The sequence below is a fragment of the Dyella sp. LX-66 genome (assembly GCF_018599165.1).
Taxonomy (GTDB): Bacteria; Pseudomonadota; Gammaproteobacteria; order Xanthomonadales; family Rhodanobacteraceae; genus Dyella_D; species Dyella_D marensis.
In genome coordinates, this window is sequence record NZ_JAHFVJ010000012.1 from 74,764 (window position 1) to 92,146 (window position 17,383).

Annotated in this window: 15 protein-coding genes; 7 read left to right on the forward strand and 8 right to left on the reverse strand. The window is 69.5% G+C overall.

Translation table 11 applies throughout. The features are described 5' to 3' along the window. The first annotated feature begins 28 nt into the window (after positions 1-28). Genes KK141_RS19210 through KK141_RS19220 form a run of 3 tightly spaced genes read left to right on the forward strand, consistent with a single transcriptional unit; the run spans position 29 to position 2,896 of the window. The gene (locus KK141_RS19210) at positions 29-1,036 is read left to right on the forward strand and encodes an ATP-binding protein (protein ID WP_214572716.1); all 1,008 of its coding nucleotides are present in this window, start codon (positions 29-31) and stop codon (positions 1,034-1,036) included. Further along, positions 1,029-2,417, forward strand: coding sequence for a nitrogen regulation protein NR(I) (gene ntrC / locus KK141_RS19215; protein WP_214572717.1), 1,389 nt, complete (start codon positions 1,029-1,031; stop codon positions 2,415-2,417). Before KK141_RS19210 ends, ntrC begins: the two co-directional genes overlap by 8 nt. A gap of 29 nt (positions 2,418-2,446) precedes the next feature. Beyond that, positions 2,447-2,896, forward strand: a complete 450-nt coding sequence (locus tag KK141_RS19220; protein WP_214572718.1) for a GNAT family N-acetyltransferase — start codon at positions 2,447-2,449, stop codon at positions 2,894-2,896. A gap of 155 nt (positions 2,897-3,051) precedes the next feature. Here KK141_RS19220 and KK141_RS19225 read toward each other — a convergent pair whose 3' ends face one another. Together KK141_RS19225 and KK141_RS19230 are read right to left on the reverse strand one after the other, a co-directional pair. Further along, the gene (locus tag KK141_RS19225; RefSeq protein WP_214572719.1) at positions 3,052-5,523 is read right to left on the reverse strand and encodes a GGDEF and EAL domain-containing protein; all 2,472 of its coding nucleotides are present in this window, start codon (positions 5,521-5,523) and stop codon (positions 3,052-3,054) included. A 148-nt stretch (positions 5,524-5,671) separates the two neighbouring features. Further along, entirely contained in the window at positions 5,672-6,814 is a 1,143-nt protein-coding gene (locus tag KK141_RS19230; RefSeq protein WP_214572720.1) for a hypothetical protein, read from the reverse strand. Positions 6,815-7,198: 384 nt separating this feature from the next. On the opposite strand from KK141_RS19230, the gene KK141_RS19235 reads away from it, so the two are divergent. Both KK141_RS19235 and KK141_RS19240 read left to right on the forward strand, forming a co-directional pair. Continuing rightward, on the forward strand, positions 7,199-8,482 hold the full coding sequence (locus KK141_RS19235; RefSeq protein WP_214572721.1) for an acetyl-CoA C-acetyltransferase: 1,284 nt from the start codon (positions 7,199-7,201) through the stop codon (positions 8,480-8,482). 9 nt (positions 8,483-8,491) lie between these two features. Next, entirely contained in the window at positions 8,492-9,016 is a 525-nt protein-coding gene (locus KK141_RS19240; RefSeq protein ID WP_214572722.1) for an energy transducer TonB, read from the forward strand. Here the strand turns inward: KK141_RS19240 and KK141_RS19245 are convergent, their stop codons facing one another. The 5 genes from KK141_RS19245 to KK141_RS19265 form a co-directional block, all read right to left on the reverse strand. Next, on the reverse strand, positions 9,017-10,921 hold the full coding sequence (locus tag KK141_RS19245; protein WP_214572723.1) for a phospholipase D family protein: 1,905 nt from the start codon (positions 10,919-10,921) through the stop codon (positions 9,017-9,019). Positions 10,922-10,998: 77 nt separating this feature from the next. Next, positions 10,999-11,613 (reverse strand): YceI family protein, encoded by a 615-nt coding sequence (locus tag KK141_RS19250; protein ID WP_214572724.1) that lies wholly within the window; start codon positions 11,611-11,613, stop codon positions 10,999-11,001. Next, positions 11,610-12,098 carry a histidine phosphatase family protein gene (locus KK141_RS19255; RefSeq protein WP_167252787.1) on the reverse strand — a complete coding sequence of 163 codons (489 nt, stop codon included), beginning with the start codon at positions 12,096-12,098 and terminating at the stop codon, positions 11,610-11,612. The genes KK141_RS19250 and KK141_RS19255 overlap by 4 nt, the downstream gene beginning before the upstream one ends. A gap of 24 nt (positions 12,099-12,122) precedes the next feature. Continuing rightward, positions 12,123-12,758 carry a ParA family protein gene (locus tag KK141_RS19260; protein ID WP_214572725.1) on the reverse strand — a complete coding sequence of 212 codons (636 nt, stop codon included), beginning with the start codon at positions 12,756-12,758 and terminating at the stop codon, positions 12,123-12,125. A gap of 80 nt (positions 12,759-12,838) precedes the next feature. Next, entirely contained in the window at positions 12,839-13,885 is a 1,047-nt protein-coding gene (locus KK141_RS19265; protein WP_214572726.1) for a hypothetical protein, read from the reverse strand. Positions 13,886-14,069: 184 nt separating this feature from the next. Here KK141_RS19265 and KK141_RS19270 point away from each other — a divergent pair, with 184 nt between their 5' ends. Then, complete coding sequence (locus KK141_RS19270) at positions 14,070-14,267, forward strand: antitermination protein NusB (RefSeq protein ID WP_167252784.1); 198 nt, start codon at positions 14,070-14,072, stop codon at positions 14,265-14,267. A gap of 62 nt (positions 14,268-14,329) precedes the next feature. On the opposite strand, the gene speE is transcribed toward KK141_RS19270, so the two are convergent. After that, positions 14,330-15,181, reverse strand: a complete 852-nt coding sequence (gene speE / locus KK141_RS19275) for a polyamine aminopropyltransferase (protein ID WP_214572727.1) — start codon at positions 15,179-15,181, stop codon at positions 14,330-14,332. Between the two features lie 282 nt (positions 15,182-15,463). Here speE and speA point away from each other — a divergent pair, with 282 nt between their 5' ends. Further along, positions 15,464-17,353 (forward strand): biosynthetic arginine decarboxylase, encoded by a 1,890-nt coding sequence (speA, locus tag KK141_RS19280; RefSeq protein WP_214572728.1) that lies wholly within the window; start codon positions 15,464-15,466, stop codon positions 17,351-17,353. Positions 17,354-17,383 lie beyond the last annotated feature (30 nt).

Genomic DNA, 17,383 nt, shown 5'->3' on the forward strand with positions numbered 1-17,383 from the left:
AGACCAAAGCATTGTCCATGATGGTGCAATGGACACGGCATCCTGGCGGGCCTGGGCGGAACCGATGTCGACCGGGCTGGCCCTGGTCGACGCGGGGCTGCGGGTGCTGTGGATCAATCCCGCGCTGGCGGAGTGGCTGGATACCGGGCCGCGCAGCGCGGCCGGGCAGCCGCTGGGCTTGCTGCTGCATGAGCCGGACTGGTTCGCGCAGGCCGAGCGCGCTCTGAGCGAACAACGCGCCGTGCAACTGCGCGGCGTGGCGCTGCGCACGGCGCGCGGGCGCGAATGGCCGGCGGATGTGGCGCTGCAGCCGATCGATGGCGGGCTGCTGCTCGAAGTGCATGTGCTGGCGCCGGCCGCACCGGCGGCCTCGCCGCTGTCGGCGACGCTGCGCGGCTTTGCGCACGAAGTGAAGAACCCGCTCGCCGGTCTGCGCGGCGCGGCGCAGCTGCTGCAGCGGCGGGTGGCGGATGAAGATCTCAAGGCGCTGGCGGGTTTGGTGATCGCCGAGGCCGACCGTCTCGCCTCGCTGGCCAACCGCCTGTTGCATCACGACGGCGCGCCGCGGCTGGGCCCGGTGAATATCCACGAGCAGCTCGAGTGGCTGACCGACCTGCTGCAGGCCGAACCCGAGCCGCCGCAGCTGCGCCACGACTACGATCCCAGCCTGCCCGACGTCAAAGGCGACACCGAACGCCTGCAGCAGGTGCTGCTGAATCTGGCGCGCAATGCGGTGGAAGCCGGCGCACGCACGCTCACCTTGCGCACGCGCGTCGAGCACGGCTTGCGCGTCGGCGAGCGCATGCTGCGCACCGCGCTGCGCGTGGACGTGGCCGACGACGGCCCGGGCGTGCCCGCCGCGCTGCGCGACACCTTGTTCGAACCGCTGGTCTCCGGGCGCGCCGACGGCAGCGGCCTGGGCTTGGCCCTGGCGCGCGAGATCGCGCGCGAGCACGGCGGCGAGCTGCGCTACGCCAGCCGGCCGGGCGAGACGGTGTTTTCGCTGTACCTGCCGCTGGAGCGCACGCATGAGTGAAGAGATCTGGATCGCCGACGACGACCGCGGCGTGCGCTTCGTACTGGCCGAGGCACTGCGCGATGCGGGCCTGGCGGTGCGCGAGTTCGGCGACGCCGAATCGGTGCGCGACGCCTTGCGCGATGCGCGGCCGGCCTTGCTGGTCACCGACGTGCGCATGCCGGGCGAGGACGGGCTGGCGCTGATCAACGACCTGAAGGCGCGCGGCATCGGGCCGGTGATCGTGATGAGCGCCTTTACCGACGTGGCGACGACGGCGGCTGCCTATCGTGCGGGTGCCGCCGACTACCTGGCCAAGCCGTTCGATCTCGACCAGGCCGTGGCCGCGGTGCAGCGCGCGCTTGCCGATGTACCGGTCAGTGCCGCGCCGCTTCCGGCGCCGATCGTCCCCGCCCACGCACTGCTCGGCGAAAGCCCGGCGATGCGCGAAGTGTTCCGCCTGATCGGCCGTGTCGCGGCCAGCGAACTGAATGTGCTGATCACCGGCGAGACCGGCACCGGCAAGGAACTGGTGGCGCGCGCGCTGCACGAGGAAAGCGCGCGGCGCGAGCGGCCTTTCCTCGCACTCAACACGGCGGCGATTCCCAGCGAGCTGCTGGAAAGCGAACTGTTCGGCCACGAAGCCGGCGCGTTCACCGGCGCCACGCGCCGCTACGCGGGCCGTTTCGAACAGGCCGAAGGCGGCACGCTGTTCCTGGACGAGATCGGCGACATGCCGCTGGCGCTGCAGACGCGCCTGCTGCGCGTGCTGGCCGGTGGCGAGTTCTATCGGGTGGGTGGGCGCGAACTGATCCGCGGCAATGTGCGCATCGTGGCGGCCACGCATCAGGATCTGGATGCGCGCGTTGCGGCTGGTCTGTTCCGCGCGGACCTCAAGCATCGTCTGGATGTGGTGCGTATCGAACTGCCGCCGCTGCGCCAGCGCCGCGCGGATATTCCGCTGCTGGCGCAGCACTTCCTCGCTGCGGCGGCGCGCGAACTGAAGCTGCCGCCGAAGCGTTTTTCCAAGGCCGCGTTGAAAGCGGTGGCGCAGCGTGATTTCCCAGGCAACGTGCGCGAGCTGGAAAACCTGTGCCGCCGCCTGGCGGTGATCGCGCCCGGCGCGGAAATCCTGCCGGCCGACCTGGGCGGCGCGCCCGCCGTGCCCGCATTGGGCGACTGGACCGATGCGCTGCGCGAATGGGCCGCGCAGGCGCTGGCCGATGGCGAGAGCGACATCCACGCGCGCGCCCGCGATGCGATGGATCACACCTTGATGCAGGCCGCGCTGGCCGTGCATGGCGGGCATCGCCAGAACGCGGCGGCCGCACTCGGTGTCGGCCGCAATACCTTGACGCGCAAGCTCGGCGCCTCGCGCACGCGGCGGCCGTCGCGGCCTTGAGCATTCACGATCACAGCGGAGTTCCAGCCATGTCGCTCACCGTCCGGGCCGCCCAGCGCGGCGATATCCACCACATCGCCAGCTGGAACCAGGCGATGGCCTGGGAGACCGAAAGCAAGCGGCTGGATCCCGAGGTATTGGCGCGCGGCGTGGCGGCGGTGTTCGATGAACCGCGGCGCGGCTTCTACCTGGTGGCCGAGCGCGACGGCGAGCCGGTGGGTTGCCTGCTGGTCACCTATGAATGGAGCGACTGGCGCTGCGGGGATTTCTTCTGGATCCAGAGCGTGTACGTGACCGCATCCGCGCGGCGAGGTGGCGTGTTCCGTGCGATGTACGAAGCGGTGGTGGAACGTGCGCGCGAGGCTCGCGCGGTCGGTGTGCGGCTCTATGTGGAGACCGAGAACGAGCGCGCGCAGCGGACGTATGCGGGGCTGGGGATGGAGCGCTGCCATTACTTCATGTACGAGGCGGGCTTCTGAAAGCTCGTCATTCCGGCCTACGCCGGAATGACGAGCTAATGCAGCGGCGTAGGTTGGGGTGAGCCGCAGGCGAACCCCAACATAGCTAGGCCGAAGCACATCGCATCGTTGGGGTTCGCCTAGGGCTCACCCCAACCTACACCGGTCTTCGGGTTTCAGGCCGGCACCAGCAACCGCTCGAACTCCACCGCCGGCATCGGCGCGCCATACAGGAAACCCTGCAGCAACCGGCAGCCGGCTTGGCGCAGATAGTCCGCCTGTTCCGGCGTTTCCACGCCTTCGGCCACCACGCTCATCTCCAGGCTTTGCGCCATGGTGATGATGGCGTCGGCGATCGCCGCGCTGTCGGTATCCGTCGCCACGTCGCGCACAAAGGCGCGCGGAATCTTCAGCACGTCGATGGGAAAGTGCTTGAGGTAGGACAGGCTGCTGTAGCCCGTGCCGAAATCGTCCAGCGCCAGGCTCACGCCCAGCTCCTTCAGCTGCTGCATCAGCGCGCGGCTGTGGTCGCCGCCGGACATCACCATGCGCTCGGTCAGTTCCAGCTCGATCATGCCGGGCGGCAGGCCGCTCTCGCGCAGGATCTCGCGCAGCACGTCGTGGAAGCCAGGTTGCAGGAACTGCGGCGGCGCCACGTTCACCGCGATTGACACGCTGCGGCCGGAACGGTGCCAGGCGGCGGCCTGCTGGCAGGCCTGCTGCAGCGCCCAGCGGCCGAGCGGGCCGATCAGGCCGCTTTCCTCGGCCACCGGCACGAACTGGTCGGGGCGGTAGACGTCGCGGCCATCCACCTGCCAGCGCAGCAGCGCCTCGGCGCCGACCACCACGCCGGTCAGCGCGTCCACCTTCGGCTGGTAGTGCAGTTGCAGGTCGCCGCGGCGCATGGCGGTGCGCAGGTCGCGCTCGATGCGCATCTGCGCGGCCGGACGCTCGGTCATCGCCGCGGTGAACAGCCGGTAGCTGTTGCGGCCCTGCATCTTGGCTTCGTACATGGCGGTGTCGGCGTGGCGGATCAGCGCCTCGGCGTCGTCCGCATCGTCCGGATACAGGCTGATGCCGGCGCTGAAGCCCAGCGCCAGCTCGGCCAGTTCGTGCGGCGGATGCTCGTGCCAGCGGCGCATCAGCAGCTCGCAGGTCTTGGCCGCGTCGTTGGCGCTGTCCACGTGCGGCAGCACCACCATGAACTCGTCGCCGGCGGTGCGGCTGACGATATGGTCGCCGCCGAGCAGGCCGCGCAAGTGCGCGGCGAACAGGCGCAGCAGCTGGTCGCCGGTCTGGTGGCCGAGCGAATCGTTGATGTGCTTGAAGTGATCCAGGTTGATGAAGATCAGCGCCGCGCGCCCGCGGCGCCGCCGCGCCGCGGCGATCACCTGGGCCAGGCGCGCCTGCAGCAGGTGCCGGTTCGGCAGGCCGGTCAGCGTGTCGTGCTGCGCCATGTGCGCCATCTTCAGCACCAGCGCGCGGGTGGCGCTGACATCGTGGAACACCAGCACGCCGCCGATCACGTTGCCGGCGTGGTCGTGGATGGAGGCGGCCGAATCCTCGATCGGCGTGCGGAAGCCGTTGCGGTGCACCAGCATGGCGTTGCCGCGCAGTTCGACGATGGTGTCGCGGCCGATCGCCTCGCGCAGCGGGTTGCGCAGCAGCTCGCCGCTGTCGCCGTCGAGCAGGCGGAACACGTCTTCGATCGCGCGGCCCAGCGCTTCGGCATGGCTCCAGCCGGTCATCGCCTCGGCGATGGGGTTGAGCGAGGTGACGCGCAGCTGCAGGTCGGTGGTGATCACCGCGTCGCCGATCGAGCGCAGGGTGACCTCGGCCAGCTCGCGTTCGCGGAACAGCGCTTCCTCGTAGGCCTTGCGCTGGCTGATGTCCTGGATCTGCGCCACCGCGTGGAACGGCGTGCCGTCCGGCGCGCGCACCAGCGACACGGTCAGCAGCACGTGCACCACGTGGCCGTCGCGGTGGAAGTAGCGCTTCTCCAGCTGATAGGAATCGCGCTTGCCTTCCATCAGCTCGGTGGCCAGCTGGAAGCTCTTGGCCACGTCGTCCGGGTGGGTGATGTCGCGGATATTGAGCTGCAGCAGTTCCGGCTCGCGGTAGCCCAGCATCTGGCACAACGCGGCGTTGACGCGCAGCAGGCGGCCGTCCGGCGCGACCAGGCCCATGCCGATGGCGGCGTGCTGGAACGCGCCGAAGAAGCGCTGCTCGCTCTCGCGCAGGCGGGTTTCCAGTGCGTGGCGTTCGGTGATGTCGATCAGCACGATGAAGATGCCGCAGACGCCGCCGTCGGCGTCGTAGTCCGGCTGGAAGCTGCCGTGCACATAGCAGCGCGACTGGCCGGCGAACATCTCGCCTTCGTAGACGGAAGGGTGGCCGCGCAGGGCTTCTTCCAGGCAGGGGCCGGCGCGCTGCAGGCTGGCTTCGTCCAGCACTTCGGCCACGTGGCGGCCTTGCAGTTGCGTGGGATCCACGCCCAGCCAGGACTGGTGCGCGGCGTTGGCGAAGCGGATGCGCAGCTCGCGATCGATGTAGGCGATCAGCGCCGGTGCGCCGTGCACGACACGAGCGGCCCAATCGGGCTCGGACGACGCCGGCCCGGTCGGTCGATCGGGTTCGATCCGCTGCATGCCCATACCGCCCGTCCATCCACCCCTGTAGGACGCTAGAGATCGCATGATGCGCCAAGTCGTGGCGGGTGGGCAGTAGGTGAAGGGCGCCGCGAGGTGAAGGAAATGTCTACGGCGCCGTGCTTTCTGAAGCCGGCCTTGCGGCGGCTCAGTGCAGCGGTTCGACCGGTGCGCTCAGGCGGCCGGACTCATCCAGCACGATGCGCCCCAAGGCATGCAGCTCCGCGGCGATGCCGCTGCGCTCGGCCAGCGCGGCGACCAGCGGACCCAGCGCGCGCGGCTGCAGCGGATAGCCATTGGCCAGCACGCGTGCGCGGCCGTTCTCGCCGCGCTGGGCCAAAGTCACCGCGATCACGCCCAGGCCGGGCGCCTCGTGCGCATGCAGGCGCGTCTCGCCGTAGGCCGGGTCTAGCGTGCCGAAGACTTCCAGCAGATAACCGGGCTCGGCCGCGGTGGCGGTGGTTTCGATCGATTCGAGAGCTTGCGGAATGCGATGGGCATCGAGCAAGGCCGCGTACTGGCGCAGCTCGAACACGATGCCGGCCAGCTCATGTGCACGCTGTGCCGGCTCGATCGCCTGCGCCGCGGCCCAGTCGGCCGGCGACTGGATCCACACCTTGCCCTCGCCATAGCGCAGCGCCAGGCCGCGGGCGGTGAGCGTGGTTTCCTCGCGGTAGGGTGTGAGCAGCGCGCATTCCAGCAGCGACCACAGCGCGGCGAGGTTGACGTGCTCGTACTGCACGCAGGTCATGGCCAGCAGGTCGTTGCGGCTCAGATAGCGCGCATGTTCCAGGCGCACGCCCAGCGTGCGCATCAGCCAGTCCGAGCTGCGCGCGCCGGCTTCGCCGCGGCCGACCAGCTCCACTTCCAGGCGCTCGGCCAGTTCCTCGGCCAGCGCCTCGGGGGCAAGCAGGCTCAGCGGCAGCAGGCGCAGGGGGCCGTCGGCGTAGATGCGTTCCGGTTCCAGCGGCTGGGCCGGCATGTGGCCGTCGTGGGTGCCGAAGGCGACCACGTTGTCCAGGTGGCCGCGCGGCACGCGGCGGGCCAGCTCGTCCAGCGTGGCCCAGACGGGAAAGCCGGGGCGCAGCAGTTCCACCGCGTCGAACAGCGCGCCGGCCACGGCCAGGCGGCACTGCTCCACCTGCGGCACCAGCGCGTGCAGGTCGGCGGCGGCCAGGGCGGCCAGTTCGGCGGCTTCGTCGCGGCTCAGCGTGAGGCGGTCCGGCGTTTCGCCGGGCGACAGCTCCAGCGCGAGCACGATGGGCAGGGCGACCAGCGACGAAGCTTCCACGTGGGCGAATCCGAACGGCAAAGAACCGAGAGTCTAGGGCCTGTTCACCCTATTTGCGTAGCCCGCGTGGCATGTCTGTGGCCCCCTGGCGGCAGTGCGTGGCGAAGCGCCTGGCTGGCCGCCAGGTCGAGCCGCGCACTGCCGCCAGGGGGCCACAGACATGCCACCCTTCGGGCCGGGTCTGTTTGCCCGCCATCCTGCGTCATCGCTCGGTCGTGTACGGACGTACACTCCCTCACTCTTCCTTGTCTGGCGAGCAAACAGATCCCGGCGCGGGCCACGCAAATAGGGTGAACAGGCCCTGCATCCGCTTAACACGGGCTTTCGCGCGCTGGCGGGGCGCGCTAGCCTTGAACGCTCGGCCCGGCAGGAACCTTCTAGGACATGGACAACACCTCCAAGCGCGTCGGTGTGATCGGCGGCATCCGCATTCCCTTCTGCCGCAACAACACCGCGTATGCCGACGTCGGCAATTTCGGCATGTCGGTCAAGGTGCTCGGCGCCCTGGTCGAACGCTTCCGCCTGCATGGCGAGGAGCTGGGCGAAGTGGCGATGGGCGCGGTGATCAAGCATTCCTCGGAATGGAACCTCGCGCGCGAGGCCGTGCTGTCCTCGGGCCTGGCGCCGACCACCCCCGGCATCACCACGGCGCGCGCCTGCGGCACCTCGCTGGACAACGCCATCATCATCGCCAACAAGATCGCCACGGGGCAGATCGAGGCCGGCATCGCCGGCGGCTCGGACACCACCAGCGACGTGCCGATCGTGCTGGGCGAGCGCTTCCGCAAGCGCCTGCTGGCGATCAACCGCGCCAAGGGCTGGCAGGACAAGATGGCCGCCTTCACCCGCGGCTTCTCGCTGAAGGAACTGAAGCCCTCCTTCCCCGGCGTGGCCGAGCCGCGCACCGGCATGTCGATGGGCGACCACTGCGAGCGCATGGCCAAGGAATGGCATATCGGCCGCGAGCCCCAGGACCGCCTGGCGCTGGAAAGCCACCAGAAGCTCGCGGCCGCCTACGAGGCCGGGTTCTTCGACGACCTGGTGGTGCCGTTCCGCGGCCTGAAGCGCGACGGCTTTCTGCGTCCGGACTCCACCATGGAGAAGCTCGGCACGCTCAAGCCCGCGTTCGACAAGATCTCCGGCCACGGCACGCTCACCGCCGGCAATTCCACCGGCCTTTCCGACGGCGCCGCCGCGGTGCTGCTGGGCAACGACGAGTGGGCGGCCAAGCGCGGCCTGAAGGTGCAGGCGTATTTCCTCGACGCGGAAGTGGCCGCAGTGGATTTCGTGCACGGCGAGGGCCTGCTGATGGCGCCCACCGTGGCGGTGCCGCGCATGCTGGCGCGCCATGGCCTGACCCTGCAGGACTTCGACTTCTACGAGATCCACGAGGCTTTCGCCGCCCAGGTGCTGTGCACGCTGCGCGCGTGGGAGAGCGAAACCTATTGCCGCAACCGCCTCGGGCTGGATAAGCCGCTGGGCAGCATCGACCCGGCCAAGCTCAACGTGCACGGCTCCAGCCTCGCCGTGGGCCACCCGTTCGCCGCCACCGGCGCGCGCATCATCGCCACCCTGGCCAAGCTGCTGGAAGAGAAGGGTTCGGGCCGCGGCCTGATCTCGATCTGCACCGCCGGCGGCATGGGCGTCACCGCCATCCTCGAGCGCTGAGGCACCGCCATGTTCCGCCTGCGCACCACCACCGCCCTCAGCCTGCTCGCGCTGGCCGTGGGCGTGGCCGGTACCGCATGGCTGAGCGAACAGACCGCGGGCTGGAAGGGACCGGAGCGGGTCGCCGCCCGGCGCGCCGTCGCACCGGCCGTGCCGGCGCACCCACGCCTGGCTGCCGTGCCGCGGCGCCCTGCGCATGCCGTGCATCTGCCGCCGGTGGATGCCGAGCAGGCCATCGCCGCACCGGCGGCCGTGGACGCGCCGACGCTGACCCCCATCGAGATGCCGCAGGCCCCCAGCTCGATGTTCAGCCGCCGCGTCGCGCGCGCCGGTCTGGTGGTGCTGCATCTCTCGGTCGACGGCCAGGGCCATGTCACGCACGCCGCGGTGGACCAGTCCAGCGGCGATCCGGCCCTGGACCAGGAAGCCGTGCAGACCGTGCAGGGCTGGCGCTTCGCCGTGCCGGCCGACCACCCCGAAGGCCTCAGCGGCAACCTGCCGATGCGCTTCGCCGCGGACGACCGCCAGGCCTGATCAAAGAATCCCGTTGGCGCCGGCGCCGAACGCCGTCAGCAGGCGCGTGTAGATCAGCTTGGGCGGGCTGGCCACTTCCGGGAAATCGCCCACCGCCTCGTAGCAGCTGAAGAAGTTCGGGTCGCTGGGCCGCATCGGCGTGCAGCCCTGCTTGAGCTGATAGCTGGTGGCGTAGCGGTACGGCCAGAAATCGAACAGCGGCAGGGCGGCGGAGATGTCGCCGATGGCGGCGCTCAGGTCCGACAGCAGCGGAATGGAACGCTGGCGCGGCGCGATCACCCAGGCGTTCTCCGGTTCGGTCTCGCGCATGATCGCCGTGCGCAGCTGCTGCGCGAACGCAGCGTCGTACACGATCACGCCGGCCTCGGTGTTGTAGTGGTCCGAGCGCGGGTCGAAGTTGTGCGAGCCGACCATGGCGAAGCGGTCGTCCACCACGATGGACTTGGCATGCAGGCCGAAGCGTCGGCCCGGGCTGACCAGCGGCGCCGGCCGGTTGCGCTTGCCGCCGCGGCCGAGCAGGGTGCGCGATTCGACGCCTACGTAGCGGCGCTTGCTGGCGGGCTTGCCGCCGGTGGGTTTGGCATCGCTGGCGTCGTCGTCGTCGGGGCCGTCGTCCGAGCTGGCCCAGGCGTTGTCCTGGGCGGGGCCGAGCGCGCGCGGCTTCAGCTCGTAGATCTCGAAGCCGTATTCCTTGAGGTAGCGCTTGCGGTGCTTGTACGACATCGCATACACGGCGAACGCGTCGGTGGAGGCCAGCGAATTGGTGGAGACCACGATGCGCGGCGGCTCATCCTGCTTCTGCAGCCGGTCGAAGATTTTCCGCGCGCGTTTGCTCATCACCAGGTAGGGCGTCTGCAGCACCACTTCCTCTTTGGCCGAGCCGACCATGCGCATCACGTTGGCGGTGAATTCGCGCGCGGCGCGTTCGCGCGGCTTGTCGGTCTTGGCCGGCAGGTCGCTGAAGAATTCCACCGGTGCGGTGGTGCGCAGGGTGGGCGCCACCAGGTATTGGTCCAGCCAGTCCGGGTCGTCGGCTTCTTCCTGCACGCGCGCCACGCGCTGCGGGTGCAGGTACACCGGCTCGCGCCAGGGCGAGGGCGTGCCGTCGATCAGAAGATAATAGATGTCGCGCAGATGGGTCAGCGGCACCGAGCGCTTGTGCGCCCAGAAACGCTCGAAGGTCTCGCCCATCGCCTGCGCAGCGGGGCCGCCGACCATCACGTCGCGGTCGACGTAGTCGAAGTCGTTGTCCCAGTCGAAATAGCGGTCCTGGTAATTGCGCCCGCCGGTGATGCCGATGCTGTTGTCCACCAGCAGGATCTTGTTGTGCATGCGCTGGTTGAACTTGTAGAAGCAGCACACGATGCCGGCGGCGAACTCCAGCGGCGAGGTTTCCGACTTGTGGAAGGTCGGGTTGTACAGCCGGATCTGCAGGTTCTCGTGCGCCCGCGCCAGGCGGGTCAGCCACACGCTGTCGTTGAAGGAGAACAGCTGATCGGCCAGCACGCGCACCTTCACGCCGCGGCGCGCGGCGCGCACCAGTTCGTCCAGGATCAGCTGGCCGGCGTCGTCCTGGTCCCAGATGTAGATCTGGATGTCGATCGAATGCTTCGCCGCGCGGATCAGATTGATGCGCGCCACCATCGCCGGCTCGCTGTCGTTGAGCAGGGTGACCACGTGCACCGGCGCCTGCGCGGTGGAGGCGGCGATCGCGGCGCTGGCCGCATCGAGCAGGGGCGAGGCTTCGGCGCAGGCGGTGTCGGGGGTGTCGCAGTCGATCCGGTGGTCGGTCTGCGCGGCCACGATGGCGTCGGCACGGCGGATCTTCGCCGCCGACAGGCTGCATCCCGGCAGCAGGGTCGAGGCGAGCAGCAGGAGGAGAACGCACGTCCAGCGCGGTGACATCCGGCGATGATAAATAACCCCGGGCCATTTCGTCGCCGGTCCGGCGGCCGGCGCGCGGGCGCCGGGCCAGCGCGCGTTCATGACCCGCTGCTGGCGGGCGCGCGGTCGATGGCGATGACCAGCCCGAGGCGGACCTGGTCGGATAACGCGGTGCGATGCCCGGTCATGCCGAACTCGCTGCGCTGGATGTCGCCGCGCGCTTCGATGCGGCAGTCGCTGGGGTTGGTGAGGATGGACTCGTTCAAGGGGCAGGGCGAGGGCAGCAGTTCGAAGCGTGCCGGCCGCGATATGCCGCGCAAGGTGAGCGTGCCGAACAGCTCGCCGCCGTGTTCCAGCGAGGCCACCGGCACCGGCTCGGAGACGAAGTGGATGGTCGGGTAGTGCTCGGCGTCGAAGAATTCCGGCGCCATCACCCAGCGGCGGAAGCGCTCGGACGACATGCGGATGCTGTCCACCGCGATATGCGCGTCGACCACGGCCACGTCGCGCCGCGCGCTCAGGGTCACGTCGCCGTCGATGCGCTCGAAGCTGCCGGTGACCTGGGTGAGCCACAGCAGGCGCACGCCGAATTCGGCGTGCGAACGGGCCGGGTCGATGCGGTAGTCGGCGGCGTGGAGCGAGGCGGCCGCGAAAGCGAGAACGAGGCAGGCGGCGGCGCGCTGGCCAGGCCAGCGGCGGCGCGGGCGGCTCACGGCGACCAGAAGGCTTCCAGGCGGGCGTGGCCCGGTTCGAAGCCCTCGTCCGAATGGAACACCGCGATGCCGGCCGGCGGCATGCCGCGGTATTCGTCCGAACGTCCCTCGGCCAGCAGCGCGACGAGGCGCTCGATGCCGGGGTTGTGGCCGACCAGCAGCACCGAATCGGCGTCGCTGTGGTCGTCCAGCAGGGCCAGCAGCTCGCCCTGGGTAGCCTCGTAGATGTCTTCGCACAGCTCCGGCTCCGGCGCGCCGTTCACTTCGGCCAGCGCCAGCGTGGCGGTGGCGCGGGTGCGCTCGGAGGGCGAGCAGAGCACGCGGCTGGGGCGCTGCTGGCCATGCCGCTTCAGCCATTGCTCGAGCCAGCGGCCCGCCGCGCGGGCCTCCTGCTCGCCACGTCCGCTCAGGCGGCGGCCGAGGTCGTCGCCCCCGGGCTGCGAGGGCTGGGCTTCGGCGTGGCGCAACAGGATGAGTTCTCGCATGGACGGCTCCGGACGGACGGTGAATTAATGCTGGCGCTTGATCCAGCGCAGGAGTTGTTTCCAGTCTTCCTGGTGGTTGCGCACCTGCTCGGAGGCATAGTCGAAGATGCCTTTGCCGAGCGCGGTGAGCAGCACGTAAGCCTGGCTGTCGCGCAGCTCGGCCACCACCGGGAACGGCGCGTCGGCGGCGAGCCGTTCCATCGCGTCCTGGCTGGCGTGGGTCCACGGCTTCAGGCGGTTGCCGACCAGGCCCACCGGCAGCTTGCCGCGCTTGATGCGCGGGATCTCCCGGAGATGGGCGAGGAAATCCATGGTGGCGTCCAGGTCGAAGCTGGACGGCAGCACCGGCACCAGCAGCACGCTGGCCTGTTCCAGGTAGGGTTCCAGCTCGCGTTCGTGCGAGCCGGCGGGTGTGTCGATCAGGGTGCGCTGGGTGTCTTCGGGCAGCTTTTCCAGCGCCTTGCGGCTGCCTTCCACGGCGAGCACGCCGGGAACGTTCTGTTCGGCGCGCCGCGCCGCCCAGCGGAAACTGGAACCTTGCCGGTCGACGTCCACGATGGCCGTGTGCTTGCCGTCCTGCGCCCAGTGCGAAGCCAGCTGGGTAACCAGCGTGCTCTTGCCGCAACCGCCCTTGCTGCTTGCTACCAGCACCGTCAGCATGCGCCGCCCCTTCGTTTCGAGGTGGGCCAAGGGTACACGGGAAGAGGGAACCGGCAACAGCGCGCCGCGTGCGCCAGTGCTCAGCCTTTCGCCTGCGCCTGCTCGGCGCCGGCCGGCTTCTGGGTGTCCCAGTCGGCTGGCGCATCCATCGGGATCTTGTAGTCGCGCAGCGCCGCCAGCACCAGGCTCATCTCGGTGCCGCCGTTGCGCGCCAGTGCCAGCAGGTGCTGGGCCAGGGCCAGGTCGCCCTGCGCACGGGCCGAGAGCTGGGCGAAGTTCTGCACCTGCCAGACCAGGTTGCGGCGGGCATGCTTGGCGTCTTCCTGCTGCGAGGGATCGGCGGCCAGCACCTCGCGCAGATGCAGGCCCAGCGAGCGGGCCAGCGGGCTGGAGCCCCATTCGAGCAGGCGGCCGAGCTTGAGGCAGTCCTCTTTCAGCGCGGCATCGTCGCCGGCGTTCTCGCACAGCCGCGAGGTGGCCTGCAGGCCCGGCTGCGGCTGAGTGGCGGCCATGCCGAACACCAGCGTCAGCTGCACGCCGGCGGCGCCGGTGGGCGAGGACGGATCGATGGTCGCGGCCGGCGGCGGCAAGGTGCTGACGTTGGCGGCCAGGGCCTTGAGGCTGGTGCCGGTGTAGTCGTCGTAGAGCTTGGCGGCGGCGGCCTTGGCCAGGTCTTCGCGCGCGGCCTGGTCCTTGCCGTCGTGGTGGTCCTGGCCGAGCTTGAGCAGCCACACGGCGGCGTTGTCCGGCGCCTGCTGGGTCAGCGCTGCCAGTGCGTCGGCGTTGGGGCAGGCGTCGGCCTTGGCGTCGCAGTCGCTCAGGCGCAGCCAGGTCACGGCGGGAATGGTGTCCTCGGCCTTGGCGGCGCGCTCGATCAGCGTGTGGAAGTCGTTGTACTTCGGCTGGCTGGGCAGCGGGCGGGCGAGCAGGGCGGCGCCGAGCAGGGGCATGGCGTCCGCGCGCGGCGCCAGCACGCTGACCAGGTCGCGCTGGAAGGCCAGCAGCGCGTCGTTGCGCGCATCGCCGGCCTTGGCGGGTGCCGGCTTGGTAGATGCCTGCTTGGCGGCGACCGGGGCGATCGACAGGACACCGGCCAGGCCCAAAGCGAGATAGCGCCATCCGCGCATGCTGTTCTCCATCCGCAAAACGAAGCGGCCAGCATACTTATTCAGCATTAAGCCTGCCTGATCCTGCGAACGCGCGCGGCCGCCGCGCGCGGCCACGCTTGTTAGCATGGCCACTTCACCGATTCGGGCGCGGCTGCGCCACCACTGCTTCGGGCGCGCTGGTGCGCCGGGCACAGGAGAGACGATGGATCAGATAGCGATCATGGCCGACGGGCGAGCCCCCTGGTTCGTGGGCTGGGGCACCCTGGCGTTGATCAATGCGGGCCTGGCCCAGGGCAAGAATCGCAGCGGCCTGGTGTGGTTCCTGGTGTCGCTGCTGCTGGGGCCGATCGCGACCCTGGTGCTGGTGCTGCTGCCGAAGGTGCGTTCGACGCTGTTCTGAGCGTCCCCCGGAAACGCAAAACCCGCCCCGCGTGGTCGCGAGGCGGGCTGCAGGCAGCGGGCTTATTCGCCCAGCGCTTCCTTCATGAACTCCGGCATCGCCAGCGCGCCCTTGTGGATCTCGGCGTTGTAGTAGCGAGTGGGGAAGTTCTTGCTCAGCGCGCCGCGCTCGCGGAAGCCGGCCAGGTCGCCGCCCTTGCGCACCATGGTGCAGCTCCACCAGCCGGTGGGGTAGCAGGGCTGCGGGAACGGCAGGGTCTTCACCGCGCTGAAGCCGGCGGTGCGCATGGCCGAGCGCATCGACTTGATCAGCTCGATATGCGCCAGCGGCGATTCGCTCTGCTGCACCAGGATGCCGCCGTGGCGCAGGGCCTTGTAGCAGCTGGCGTAGAAGGCGGCGTTGAACAGGCCTTCGGCGGGGCCGACCGGGTCGGTCGAGTCGACGATGATCAGGTCCAGCGATTCCGGCTCGGCCTCGGCCATGTACTTGATGCCGTCGATGAACAGCAGCTCGGCGCGCGGGTCGTGGTTGGCCTCGCACAGCTCCGGGAAGTACTGCTCGGCCAGGCGCGTGACGCGCTCGTCGATCTCCACCTGCACGGCCGATTCCACTTCTTCGTGCTTGAGCACTTCGCGCAGCGTGCCGCAGTCGCCGCCGCCGATGATCACCACGCGCTTGGCGCGCGCATGGGTGAACAGGGCCGGGTGGGTCATCATCTCGTGGTAGAGGAAGTTGTCGCGGCTGGTCAGCATCACGCAGCCGTCGATCACCATCAGGTTGCCCCAGTCGGTGGTCTGGTAGATCTCGATGGTCTGGAACGGGGTTTTCTCGGCATGAAGCAGCTTCTCCACGCGATAACCGATGGAGGAGCCGGAGGCCTGGTGGGCCTCGGTGAACCAGCTGGGCTGCGACATGGCGTGTGTTCCTGTTCCTGACGTCACGGGTGGGCAAAGAGGCGCAATTGTAGCCGTTCCGGGCCCCGGCGTACCGGGCGCGGATGCCGCATGGTCACATTCGACCATTACAATAGACGGCCGTCCCGCCTGCGACCGGTCGCAGCGGGACCGTAGAGTCCGATCCGGCCCCGCGGCGTGCGAGGCTTCCGGCCGGCCGGCTTCTTCCTCGTCAAGGCTCGCCGCTGCGACGACATGACCGACGGGCGCCCAGCGCCCGCTGACCTTTAGGAATACCTGTCCATGTCGAAGCACTGGAACGCCGATGCCGCCCGCCACACTTACGCCGTCCCGCACTGGGGCGACGGCTATGTGGATGTGGACGACCACGGCCATATCGTGATGCGCCCGCGCGGTGCCGGCGGCCCGGCCCTGTCGCTGCCGGCCATCGTCGACCGCGCCCGCGCCGAAGGCCTGCGCCTGCCGCTGCTGGTGCGCTTCCCCGACATCCTCGCCGACCGCCTGGCGCGCCTGCAGGGCGCCTTCGCCAAGGCCACCGCGGAGTGGAATTACGGCGGCGGCTACACCGCGGTGTATCCGATCAAGGTCAATCAGCAGCGCGGCGTGGCCGGCGAGCTGGTGGCCGCTGGCGAGCACGGCTTCGGCCTGGAAGCCGGTTCCAAGCCCGAACTGATGGCCGTGCTGGCGATGGCCCGGCCCGGCTCGATCGTGGTGTGCAACGGCTACAAGGACCGCGAATACGTGCGCCTGGCGCTGATCGGCCGCAAGCTCGGCCTGCGCGTGCACATCGTGATCGAGAAGCTCTCCGAGCTCGATCACGTCTTCGCCGAAGCCAAGGCCTTGAACGTGGAGCCGCTGCTGGGCGTGCGCGTGCGCCTGGCCTCGATCGGCGCCGGCAAGTGGCAGAACACCGGCGGCGACAAGGGCAAGTTCGGCCTGTCGCCGAACCAGGTATTGACCCTGGTGCGCCGCCTCGACGAGGCAGGCCTCAAGCACACCCTGAAGCTGCAGCATTTCCACATGGGCTCGCAGATTTCCAACGTGCGCGACATCGCCGCCGGCATGCGCGAGGCCACGCGCTACTACGTGGAGCTGATCCGCATGGGCGTGCCGCTGGAGATCGTCGACGTCGGCGGCGGCCTGGGCGTGGACTACGAAGGCTCGCGCTCGCGCAGCCACAACTCGATCAACTACTCGATCGAGCAATACGCCTCCACCATCGTGCAGTCGCTGGCCGAAGCCGTGGCCGAGGAAGGCCTGGCCGCGCCGCACATCGTCACCGAGGCCGGCCGCGCCATGACCGCGCACCACGCGGTGATGGTGGTCAACGTCACCGAAGTGGAAGAAGTGCCCGCCGGCAGCATCCCGCCGCCGCGCGAAGAGGAGCCGGCCGTGCTGCGCCGCCTGCGCGAGACCTACGAGGAACTGGACACGCGCCCCGCGCTGGAACTGTTCCACGAGGCCCAGCACCACCTCAACGAAGGCCAGACCCTGTACGCGCTAGGCCAGCTGGCGCTGGAAGACCGCGCGCAGCTGGACGAGATGTACTACGCCATCGCCAACGCGGTGCGCCTGCGCCTGCTGCCGGCCGAGCGCTCGCACCGCCAGGCCCTGGACGAGCTGGACGAGAAGCTGGTGGACAAGTACTTCGTCAACTTCTCGGTGTTCGAGTCGGTGCCGGATATCTGGGCGATCGAGCAGATCTTCCCGATCGCGCCGATCGCGCGCCTCGACGAAGCGCCGACCCGCCGCGGCGTGATCGTCGACCTCACCTGCGATTCGGACGGCCGCATCGACCACTACGTCGACGCCGAAGGCGTGGACGTGAGCCTGCCGCTGCACGCGCTGCGCGAGGACGAAAGCTATCGCCTCGGCATCTTCATGGTCGGCGCGTACCAGGAAACCCTGGGCGACATCCACAACCTGTTCGGCGACACCGACGCGGTGAACGTGCGGGTGGAAGGCGACTCGTATGTTTTTGCGCATCGCCGCCGCGGCGACACCACCGACCTGATGCTCGACTACGTCGGCTACGACCTGGAAGCCCTGCGCCGCAGCTACCGCGAACGCATCGCGGCCGCGGGTGTCGAAGGCGCGCAGGCGGAGCAGCTGTTTGTCACATTGAACGACGGTCTGACCGGCTATACCTATCTGTCGGAAGGCGCGCACTGAGAACCCGTCAATCCGGGCCTCGCCGCTTGA